Source organism: Clostridium hominis (assembly GCF_014287825.1).
GTDB lineage: Bacteria > Bacillota > Clostridia > Clostridiales > Clostridiaceae > Clostridium > Clostridium hominis.
The window spans coordinates 1-11,122 of sequence record NZ_JACOOO010000026.1 but is presented as its reverse complement, the minus strand read 5'-3'; the positions used below and the strand labels follow the sequence as shown (position 1 = coordinate 11,122).

Annotated in this window: 12 protein-coding genes; 2 read left to right on the top strand and 10 right to left on the bottom strand. The window is 28.9% G+C overall.

Annotation, left to right across the window (positions count from 1 at the left end):
• The first annotated feature begins 81 nt into the window (after positions 1-81).
• Positions 82-300 (top strand): DUF378 domain-containing protein, encoded by a 219-nt coding sequence (locus H8S20_RS12705; RefSeq protein ID WP_032118695.1) that lies wholly within the window; start codon positions 82-84, stop codon positions 298-300.
• A gap of 69 nt (positions 301-369) precedes the next feature.
• Here H8S20_RS12705 and H8S20_RS12700 read toward each other — a convergent pair whose 3' ends face one another.
• The 10 genes from H8S20_RS12700 to H8S20_RS12655 all read right to left on the bottom strand — a co-directional run bounded on the left by H8S20_RS12700 (position 370) and on the right by H8S20_RS12655 (position 10,413).
• The gene (locus tag H8S20_RS12700) at positions 370-630 is read right to left on the bottom strand and encodes an HPr family phosphocarrier protein (RefSeq protein ID WP_186860364.1); all 261 of its coding nucleotides are present in this window, start codon (positions 628-630) and stop codon (positions 370-372) included.
• Positions 631-808: 178 nt separating this feature from the next.
• Positions 809-1,069, bottom strand: a complete 261-nt coding sequence (locus tag H8S20_RS12695) for a stage V sporulation protein S (RefSeq protein ID WP_032118697.1) — start codon at positions 1,067-1,069, stop codon at positions 809-811.
• Between the two features lie 150 nt (positions 1,070-1,219).
• Positions 1,220-2,779, bottom strand: a complete 1,560-nt coding sequence (gene rny, locus H8S20_RS12690) for a ribonuclease Y (RefSeq protein WP_032118698.1) — start codon at positions 2,777-2,779, stop codon at positions 1,220-1,222.
• 207 nt (positions 2,780-2,986) lie between these two features.
• On the bottom strand, positions 2,987-4,021 hold the full coding sequence (recA, locus tag H8S20_RS12685; protein ID WP_032118699.1) for a recombinase RecA: 1,035 nt from the start codon (positions 4,019-4,021) through the stop codon (positions 2,987-2,989).
• A 164-nt stretch (positions 4,022-4,185) separates the two neighbouring features.
• A complete protein-coding gene (gene pgsA, locus H8S20_RS12680; protein ID WP_032118700.1) occupies positions 4,186-4,776 on the bottom strand; it encodes a CDP-diacylglycerol--glycerol-3-phosphate 3-phosphatidyltransferase in 591 nt (196 codons plus the stop codon).
• Positions 4,760-6,097 (bottom strand): 30S ribosomal protein S12 methylthiotransferase RimO, encoded by a 1,338-nt coding sequence (gene rimO / locus H8S20_RS12675; protein ID WP_032118702.1) that lies wholly within the window; start codon positions 6,095-6,097, stop codon positions 4,760-4,762. The genes pgsA and rimO overlap by 17 nt, the downstream gene beginning before the upstream one ends.
• Positions 6,098-6,175: 78 nt before the next feature.
• On the bottom strand, positions 6,176-8,500 hold the full coding sequence (locus H8S20_RS12670; protein WP_186860363.1) for an FtsK/SpoIIIE family DNA translocase: 2,325 nt from the start codon (positions 8,498-8,500) through the stop codon (positions 6,176-6,178).
• A gap of 118 nt (positions 8,501-8,618) precedes the next feature.
• The gene (locus H8S20_RS12665; RefSeq protein ID WP_186860362.1) at positions 8,619-9,371 is read right to left on the bottom strand and encodes a ClpP family protease; all 753 of its coding nucleotides are present in this window, start codon (positions 9,369-9,371) and stop codon (positions 8,619-8,621) included.
• A gap of 25 nt (positions 9,372-9,396) precedes the next feature.
• Positions 9,397-10,068, bottom strand: a complete 672-nt coding sequence (locus H8S20_RS12660; RefSeq protein WP_032118704.1) for a hypothetical protein — start codon at positions 10,066-10,068, stop codon at positions 9,397-9,399.
• 111 nt (positions 10,069-10,179) lie between these two features.
• The gene (locus H8S20_RS12655) at positions 10,180-10,413 is read right to left on the bottom strand and encodes a hypothetical protein (protein WP_186860361.1); all 234 of its coding nucleotides are present in this window, start codon (positions 10,411-10,413) and stop codon (positions 10,180-10,182) included.
• Between the two features lie 137 nt (positions 10,414-10,550).
• Here H8S20_RS12655 and H8S20_RS12650 point away from each other — a divergent pair, with 137 nt between their 5' ends.
• Positions 10,551-10,940, top strand: coding sequence for a PadR family transcriptional regulator (locus tag H8S20_RS12650; protein WP_186860360.1), 390 nt, complete (start codon positions 10,551-10,553; stop codon positions 10,938-10,940).
• Positions 10,941-11,122 lie beyond the last annotated feature (182 nt).

The window sequence follows — 11,122 nt, the reverse complement described above, 5'->3', positions numbered from 1 at the left end:
TTATATATAGTTAAATAGTTATATTTTAATTTTTGTATTCATAATATATATTAAATAAATTAAACCATGGGGGTGATATTTATGTTTAAGCTAAGTATTTTAGATAAAGCATCTTTTTTTCTAGTGATTCTAGGTGCTTTAAACTGGGGAAGTATAGGAATATTAAATTTTAATTTTATATACTTCTTAGTTGGTGGAACGCCATTTATTTTAAGAATTATTTATGTATTAGTATTTTTGGCAGCAATAGACTTGTTATATCTTTTGGTAAAAGGAAATGTTATAAAAGTTAAATCGTAGTTGCTATACATAAATAACAAAAAAACTCCTGTTATAATTAACAGGAGTTTTTTATAAGTATAACTAAAATTAATCTTCTAAAGTTTCAATTAATTTTACGATTTCTTCAGCTGCTAAAGTTTCATCATCACCGTTTGCAGAAACAGTTATAGTTGCTCCTTTAGTTACACCTAAAGATAAAACACCGATTAAGCTTTTTACGTTAGCTTTCTTTCCGTTAAATTCAATGCTTACATCTGATTTGAATGATGAAGCTTTCTTTACTAATAAAGTTGCTGGTCTAGCGTGTAAACCAGTTCCGTTATTTACTATTACTTCTTTAGATACCATTAAATACACCTCTTTTTATAATAATCATCTTAACGATTCCATTATAAACGTTAATGAATTAAATTTCAAGAGTTAACTGTATTTTTAATATATTAATATAAAATTTAAACGTATTTATTAGTATAATATAAAAGGGAAATCTATAGCTATATACAGATTTCCCTTTTATATTATTAATTTATCTTGGCTGAACTATTAGTTTAATAGCAGTTCTTTCTTCACCATCAATTTCTATATCAGTAAAAGCTGGAACACATACTATGTCTCTTCCACTTGGTGCTACAAAGCCTCTTGCTATTGCAATTGCCTTAATAGCTTGATTAATAGCTCCTGCACCTACTGCTTGGATTTCTACTATGTTCTTTTCTTTTATAATAGCTGCTAATGCTCCTGCAACTGAATTTGGATTAGATTTTGTTGAAACTTTTAATACTTCCATTTTTAATTTGACCTCCTGATAAAAATCGTTTACATTATATTCATTAATACTTCTCATAATATATATATTCTATATGTTTTGAATAATTCCTTCTTTTGTAAAGAATAAAAAAAAATACATTTTGAATTTTCAAAATGTATTTTTAAAGATTTATTTAGCGTAGTCTACTGCTCTTGTTTCTCTAATAACATTTATTTTAATTTGTCCTGGATACTCTAATTGCTCTTCGACGCTTTTAGCTAAACTACGTGCTAATTCAATTGAACCAGCATCATCTAATAGTTCTGGTTTAACCATAATTCTAATCTCTCTTCCAGCTTGAATTGCATATGACTTCTCTACACCTTCGTATGAGTTTGCAATTTCTTCAAGTTTCTCTAATCTCTTAATATAAGCTTCTAGTGTTTCTCTTCTTGCACCAGGTCTAGCTGCTGATATAGCATCAGCTGATTGAACTAGGATAGCTTCTAAAGACATCATTTCAACATCACCGTGATGTGCTGCTATAGCATTTACTACTAAAGGTGATTCATGATACTTTTTAGCTAAATCTCCACCAATAAGAGCGTGTGGACCTTCGTGTTCTTGGTCTACTGCTTTACCGATGTCATGTAATAAACCTGCTCTTTTAGCAAGATTTACATCTAATCCTAATTCAGATGCCATTAATCCTGCTAAGTATGAAACTTCGATAGAATGTTTTAAAACATTCTGACCATAACTAGTTCTATATTTTAGTCTTCCAAGTAACCTCATTATTTCAGGATGTAATCCATGTACACCCGTTTCTAAAGTTGCTTGTTCTCCTTCTTCTTTAATGTCATTTTCTACATCCTTAGTGGCTCTTTCAACCATTTCTTCTATTCTTGCAGGATGTATTCTGCCATCAATAATAAGCTTTTCTAATGCTATCTTAGCTATTTCTCTTCTAATCGGATCAAAGCTAGATAATATTACTGCTTCTGGAGTATCATCAATAATTAAATCTACACCAGTCAAAGTTTCAAGAGTTCTAATATTTCTTCCTTCTCTACCAATAATTCTGCCCTTCATTTCATCATTTGGTAATGCCACTACATGCACAGTTGATTCAGATACATGATCTGCCGCACATCTTTGAATTGCAGTAGTAATAATTTCTCTCGATTTCTTATCTGCTTCTTCTTTAGCTTTCGATTCTATTTCTTTGATCATTAAAGCCGTTTCGTGCGTTATTTCCTTTTTAACTTCATCTAATAATATTTCTTTAGCTTCTTCAGTTGAAAGGTTCGAAACTTTTTCAAGTTCCTCTCTTCTGTGATTATAAATTTCTTGGGCACTTTCTTCCAATTGACTTATTTCTTGCATTTTTTTGTTGATATTTTCTTCTTTCTTTTCAAGAAGATCGCTCTTTTTGTCTAATGCTTCTTCTCTTTGAAGAATTCTTCTTTCAAGTCTTTGAATTTCATTTCTTCTATCACGAGAATCTCTGTCTAAGTCACTTCTAAGTTTGTGAACTTCTTCTTTAGCCTCTAAAATAGCTTCCTTCTTTGTTGATTCGGCTTCCTTCTTAGCATTTTCAACTAATTTTTCAGCTTCACCTTCTAAAATTAAAACCTTTTTCTTTGTAGCTGTTTTAATAGCTATATATTGGATAATTCCTAATATAGCCAGTATTATAATTCCTACTAATATCATTATAGTACTATCCAAATTAACACCTCCTTGCATATTAATCAATTTATTATTTAATAGAAAGTAGGTAGGTGTCATATTATTCTGTACTGGAACTTGAATTTGATAAACCAGTATTTGTTATTATTTTATCTTAAAAACAAAAATATGTCAAGTTTAGTTAATTAAATACATTAATTAATTTATATATATAAAGCAAAAAAATACGCCTTATTATATCTATAATAAAGCGTATTACTTATTTTACTTTTTCTCTTTTTCAGCCTTAGGTTCTGCCATTATTGGTAGTGAATATTTAGTTCTAATTTTATTTTCTATCTCTAAAGCTATATGTGGATTTTCTTTTAAATATTGTTTAGCATTTTCTCTACCTTGACCTAATCTTATATCATTATATGAGAACCATGCACCACTTTTTTGAACTATATTTTCTTTAACACCTACATCTATAATGTTTCCATTTCGTGAAATACCTTCATTATACATGATATCAAACTCTGCTTGCTTGAATGGTGGAGCAACTTTATTTTTCATGATTTTTACTCTAGTTCTATTACCAACTATTTCATCACCTTGTTTTATTGAATCTATTCTTCTAACATCCATTCTAACTGAAGCATAGAACTTAAGAGCTCTTCCCCCTGTTGTTGTTTCAGGATTACCAAACATAACTCCAACCTTTTCTCTTAACTGGTTAATGAATATTGCTACACATTTTGATTTATTAATAGTTCCTGCTAATTTTCTTAGAGCTTGAGACATTAACCTAGCATGTAATCCTACGTGAGAATCACCCATTTCTCCTTCGATTTCTGCTCTTGGAACTAATGCTGCAACTGAGTCTACTACCAATACATCAATTGCTCCAGAACGAACTAGTGCTTCTGCTATTTCAAGACCTTGCTCTCCTGTATCAGGTTGAGAAACTATAAGATTTTCAGTGTCTACCCCTAAGTTCTTAGCATAACTTGGATCTAAAGCATGCTCGGCATCAATAAAGCCAACTGCACCACCTGCTTTTTGTGCTTCTGCAATTATATGTAACGCAACAGTAGTTTTACCTGAACTTTCTGGTCCGTATATTTCTATAATTCTTCCCTTAGGAACACCGCCTATACCAAGTGCAATATCTAAATCTAAACAACCCGTAGATATAGCATCAACACTCATAGCATTATGTTCTCCTAATTTCATTATGGCACCCTTACCATATTGTTTTTCAATTTGACTCATAGCATTTTCTATAGCTTTTAATTTTTCTGCATTAATATTTCCCATAAGGCTCATCCTCTCTATCGAACATTTGTTTTATTAATTAAATTATAATTTATGTTGAATTTTAAGTCAACATAAATTTCTAAAAAATTATTTATATTATTTATATATTAAAAAGTTCCACCTTGAATCAGGAGGAACTTTTTAATATTATGTCCTGTATTTAACTATTTAGTCATTGAAAATACTTTTTTGTTCTTAATAAAGTAATCTATTCCAGATATTATTGTTATTATTACCGCTAGGTATAAAAATACAGTTGGAGTAACTTCAAAGAATTTATTAAGTGCAGAATTATTATTTATTAAAGATGCTAAATATGGAGATGTTCCTATATTAACTTTTATAAGTAATAATACAATTGCTATTATTTGTATAACTGTCTTTATTTTCCCCCACCAACTAGCTGCAATTATCTTCCCTTCTGATGCAGCAATTGTTCTTAAACCTGATACAGCAAATTCTCTTGCTATAATGATTATTGCTGCGTAACTAGGGATTAATCCAAGTTCGACTAAAGATATTAATGCAGAAGTAACTAATAATTTATCAGCTAAAGGATCCATAAACTTTCCAAAAGTTGTTACTTGATTTCTACTTCTTGCTATATAACCATCTAATTGATCTGTTAAGGATGCAATTATAAATACTAGTGTAGCTAGTATAGTTCCATATGGAATTCCTTTCATAGCTATAAATATCAAAAAAATAGGTACTAAGAAAATTCTTAGCATAGTTAACTTATTTGCCAGATTCATCTATAACATCTCCTACTAAATCATACTCTTGTATATCAGTAATTTTCACTTTTACAACATCACCTATTTTTATTTTATTTGTTTTTCTAATATAAATTATATTATCTATTTCAGGTGACATCATGTAATTTCTTCCAATGTAAAATTCTCCATTACTTCTATCTATTATAGTATCATAGATATTACCAATTTTCAAATTATTTAAGTCTAACATAATTTTTCTTTGAGTAAGCATTAGTTCTCTTAAACGGCTCTCTTTAACGGACTCATCTATTTGCCCGTTCATTATAGCTGCAGGGGTTCCCTCTTCTTGTGAATAACTAAATACACCTACATTATCTAACTTATACTCTTTTAAGAATTCTTTTAATTCATTAAAGTCTTCATTACTTTCGTTAGGGAATCCTACTATTAATGATGTTCTTAATGTAATTTCAGGAATTCGTTCTCTAAGTTTATCGATTATATTAATAATATCTTCTTTGCTAGTCTTTCTACCCATTAATTTTAAAATTTTATTACTAATATGTTGTATTGGTATATCTAGATATTTAGCTACCTTATTATTTGATGAAATTTCTTCAATTAGTTCATCATACATCTCTTCAGGATAACAGTATAAAAGTCTTACCCACTCAATATTTTCAACCTCTGAAACCTTCTTAACTAATTTATGAAGCATTTTTCCATCATAAATATCAACACCATAATTTGTTAAGTCTTGAGCTATTAAAATAATCTCTTTTACACCCTGTAAAGATAAACTTTCAACTTCTTTAATAACACTTTCTATTGTTCTACTTCTGAATTTACCTCTTATTTTAGGAATTATGCAGTAGGTACAAAAGTTATTACAACCTTCTGCAATCCTTACATAAGCAGTATGAGTATTTGTTGTTAATATTCTTTCACCTTCATTTATACTTAAATCACTATAAGTTGCTGAAGAGATTTGTTTTTGTTCCTTTATAAATTCTAATATAAGTTTATGCAATTTCATATAATCATTTACGCCCATAAGAATATCAATTTCAGGCATTTGCTCTAATAATTCATCTCCATATCTTTGGGTTAAACATCCTGTCGCTATAAGCATCTTACATTTGTAATCAGTCTTATATCTAGCCATTTCTAAAATTGTATCTATTGACTCTTGTTTTGCACTTTCTATAAATCCACAAGTATTAACGATTATTATATCTGCCTCTTTAGGGTTATTTGTAATTTCATAATATTTATTAATTGTACCTAATATAAGTTCAGAATCAACTCTATTTTTATCGCATCCTAAACTGACCATTCCAACTTTAAATTTTTCCAAAGTATATTCCTCCATTGTCTAGCTTTCTAATAATTCATAAATTATTGTAATTGAATAACTCTTTATTTACAAGTATTTTTATTCATTATTAACCACTAGGACTTGTCTAGGTCTACTTCCATCCTTTGGGGATATTATTCTTTGTTCTTCTAACATATCCATTATTCTTGATGCTCTATTGAAGCCAATTCTTAATTTTCTTTGTAAAAACGATGTGGATGCTTGTTGATATTCTATAACAATTTTTATAGCCTCTTCAAGAAGTTCGTCTTCATATTCATTTTGTTGCGATTCAGCAGGAGCTTCACTATTAATATGGTTTATAATATCTTCTTCATAAGTAACAGTATCTTGTGAGTTTTTGATAAAGTTAACTACGTTTTCTACTTCTTCTTCAGATATAAATGCCCCCTGGACTCTTACTGGCTTATTTTCTCCTATTGGATAATATAGCATATCCCCTCTTCCTAATAGCTTTTCAGCTCCAACTTGATCTAATATTGTTCTTGAATCAATCCCTGATGAAACAGCAAATGATATTCTAGATGGAATATTTGCTTTAATTACTCCTGTGATTACATCAACTGACGGTCTTTGAGTCGCAATTATCAAATGCATACCTGCTGCTCTAGCCATTTGAGCTAACCTACAAATATAATCTTCAACATCATGAGGACATGCCATCATTAAATCAGCAAGCTCATCTACAATTATAACTATATAAGGAAGTTTTTCATCAATTTCTCCCTTATCAAATAAATTATTGTAAGATTCTATATTTTTGACTTTATTGTTATAGAATAAGTTGTACCTCTTATTCATTTCATTTACAGCCCAATTTAATGCACCTGCAGCCTTTTTAGGGTCAGTAACAACCGGAATAAGCAAATGTGGGATATCGTTATAAACACTTAATTCCACAACTTTAGGGTCTACCATTAATAGCTTTACATCAGCAGGTGAATATTTATAAATCAAACTAATTATTAAAGCATTTATACATACAGATTTACCTGAACCTGTTGCTCCAGCAATAAGCATATGTGGCATTTTAGATAAATCACCTACTACACATTTACCAGCTATATCTTTTCCTAATCCAAATGATAACTTTTTATTTGAATTAGTAAACTCTTTTGAATCTAAAACTTCTCTTAAAAATACAGGAATTTGTTTTTTGTTTGGAACTTCTATACCTATTGCCGATTTACCTGGAATAGGAGCTTCTATTCTTATGCCATTAGCAGCAAGGCCTAATGCTATATCATCAGTCAAATTTACAATTTTTGAAACTTTAACACCAGGACTTGGCTGTAGTTCAAAACGAGTAACTGAAGGACCTTTAGTAACTTGTGTAACTTTAGCTTCCACTCCAAAACTCTCTAAAATTGACTCTAATTTATTTGCACCATCAATCAGCTCTTTCTTGTCTTCACTTTTTAATCGTGCTTTTCCGTTGTTTTTTAATAAATCTATTGTTGGAAATACATAATGTATTTCTTTAGAGTCACTATTTATGATATTATCTAAATCTATATCTTTACTTTTTAAATCCTTTGAAGTTCTTATATGTTGAATAGTTTCAGTACTAACTTGCTTATCAGCATTTAATAACTCTATTTCTTCTTTTTCGTTGAAAGATTCTAAAGATACTTCCTCGCTTATCTCTGATTCATTACCATTTGAATTTTTCATAAAATCAAGTATTTGAATTTTATTATCAATTCCTTTTACAATATCTTTGTCTATTACATCGTTAATAGGTTCAACTTCAATAAATTGGTCATTTGCTTTAGAAGGTTTGTCTTTCTTTTTAGGTTTAGTTTTTATATTTTGAATTATTTTATTAGTAAACTCATTTATTAACTTTACAATACTATAAATTGTTATATCAAACACTTGCGTAATGCCAATAAATAGTAGAGATGAATATAAAATATATGATCCAATATATCCTATAAACTTAGATAAAGGAAATGCTATAAGATGTCCTAAAAATCCTCCATGTAAAGTTAAATCACTTTCTCCCATTATAAGCTTTAATGATGATTTAAATGTTTCTTGATTTAAACTTTGAACTTTTATTGTGGCCGAAAGAAAAATCAGAGTAATAACAATTAAAGTTATTCCAAACAGCCTCCTAGAGTAGACTATCTCACCTTTAGATATAATCATATTTACTCCAAAATAAATTAGATATAGAGGCAGAACAAATGCTCCCAATCCAACTAAATTATATATATATTTTCTTGAAATATGAGATAAAACACCTGCAAGATTTGTATAAATCGCAATGGTAAGAAGTAATCCTATAACAATATAGACTATACTTTTTATATCATTATCTAATGTTTTCTTTTTTTTAGTTCTCTTTTTGGTATTTTTTTTACTTTTAGTAGTCACAAAATCACTCCTATAATATAGTTAAAATTTTCATATATAACTATATTATATAATTAAGATGACATAGTGTAAAATATGTTTAGATAAAAAAAGGAATTCTTTCGAATTCCTTTTTAATCTATCTCAAATTATTCTTTTCATATATTGATATTGCATCTTTTAATTTGTCTAAAGCCTCTTTAATTCCCCCTACCTCATCTATTAAGCCACAAGAAACTGCTTGTTCTCCTATCAATATAGTACCCATATCGTTTAGTAATTCATCTGATTTGAGCATCATTTTCTTTAGGTCATCTTTACTAATTTTTGATGTTTTAACTATAAAGTTATCAATTCTTTCTTGCATTTTTTGAAAATAATGAAATGTTTGAGCTACACCTATAACAAAACCGTTCATTCTTACTGGATGAACAATCATAGTAGCTGATGGTGTAATAAAGGAATAATCTGCAGAAGTTGCTAAAGGTACGCCTATTGAATGACCTCCTCCTATTACTATAGAAACTGTAGGTTTAGAAAGAGATCTAATCATTTCTGCGATAGCTAAACCTGCTTCAACATCTCCACCAACCGTATTAAGTACTATTAGTATTCCCTTAACTTCACTATTTCTTTCCATAGAAATTAATTGAGGTATTATATGTTCATATTTTGTTGCTTTAGTTTGAGGAGGCAAAACCATATGCCCTTCAATTTGGCCTATTATTGGAAGTACTTGAATGCTTTGATCGGAATTTGATTTGTTATCTGTACCAAATTCTTTTATTTCTTGCCTTCTATCATCCTCTTTGCTTTTATTATTATCACTTCCATTTTCGTTTATAGTATCACCATTGTTGTATAATGTATAAAAATTATCATTTATATTCATAACAAAACCTCCTATATATGTATAATTATTTTCTTATGTCAAGTACAATTCCGTACTTAATATAGCCATTAGAAAAATTTCCTTGAATAATAACTACTATCTTTTTATCTATATTAGGAACTTCTATACACCCCCTTTTAACTTTAATTTCCTTTAATAAATCATTTTCTTCATCCCAAATATAAGCATTTAATGATTTGCAATTAGGAACAAATTCAAAATTTATTATTTCTCCTGGGCGCACCTTCAAAGATGGTTTTTTCATTAATAAACTGTAGTTACTTATTATATCCTTTGAAAGCTCGATTTCTTTAGTATCATCAGTGATTAATAATTCATAAGAGCATAAGTATTTAGGTGAATGTTTTCCTCGTAATCTTACAATTAATTTAGGAATATATTCATTTTCGCTATCTTTTTTAGGCTTAGGTGTTTCAGGGACTGGTGCTTCTTCTGAAACTCCTCCATCTTGATTTTGCTTTTCGAGTTTTTTTTGGTTTATTTCATCTAATTTTTGTTGATTTATTAATTTTCTTTCTTCCTTTAATTCTTTTAATAAATCATCAATACTTCTATATTCCACTTTATTATCTTCTATTATTTCATCACTAGGTTCTTCATAAGCGTTAATTTTATAGGGATATCCTATTAATAAAGAAAATATATAAATAATAATTACAATTTTAAACTTTTTCATTTGTTTTATACCTCCATATTAATATACACTTATCTTTACCTATTTATTTATTTTTATATATGAAAGTGTACCAAAAACTTTAAAAGTTTTTGGTACACTTCGACTAGTGTTTTACCAACAACCAAATAATAATATTAGTATTAGCCACCAGCAACCGCCTCCGAAGCCACAGCCACCGAAGCCTTGATTTCCACCGAATCCGCAACCGCAGCCACCAAATCCTTGGTTTCCACCAAATCCACAACCGCAATTAGATCCTCCACAGCCACAACCGCAGCCACAATTAGAGAAATTGTTACAGCAACATCTTCTTCTACAACAGCATTTTGAACAACTGCTTGACATGTTCCTCATCTCCTATCATTTGTTCGTTGATATATATTATTCATAGTTTTGAATTTGTGTTCTTATTATTTAGGTTGTTAGACAAATTTATCTACCTATGATATTATTACAATATATTCTAAAATATGAGGTGGGTTATGAAGGATCAAAGAAATAGATTAGTTGTTCCAAGAAATATAGTTAATACAAAAATGTTATATACGTTTTATATATTAAAAGAGTTATCAAAGGGTGAGGTGATTTTTGGAAATAAAATTTTATCTGCCTTTAGGGATGCTTTTGAAGAATGTAGTCATCCATTCCCTGTTTCCTCCAGTACTATTTATGAAACTTTATATTCATTAGAGGAGAAAGGATATGTAGTAAGTAGCTGGACAGGAGATACTGTTTTAAATAAGAGAAGTAAAAAAGTTTATTCTATTACAGATGAAGGTTTATACTATTATAAAACACATATAGCTGACTATGTTAATAATATAGAAAAAACAAAATCGACTTTAGATTTAATTATAAAGATGCTTAATTAGCATCTTTTTTTATTATCACAATTTTAATGAAAATAAATATAATATACTAAAAATAAAAAAGGTTTTAGGAGGGATTGTTATAAATAACTATACTAACTTTTATTCATGTAATAATATTTTGGAAAATAGAAAATTGAAATTAGATAAACTTATATTAAAAAATAACACTCTTATATTTGAAC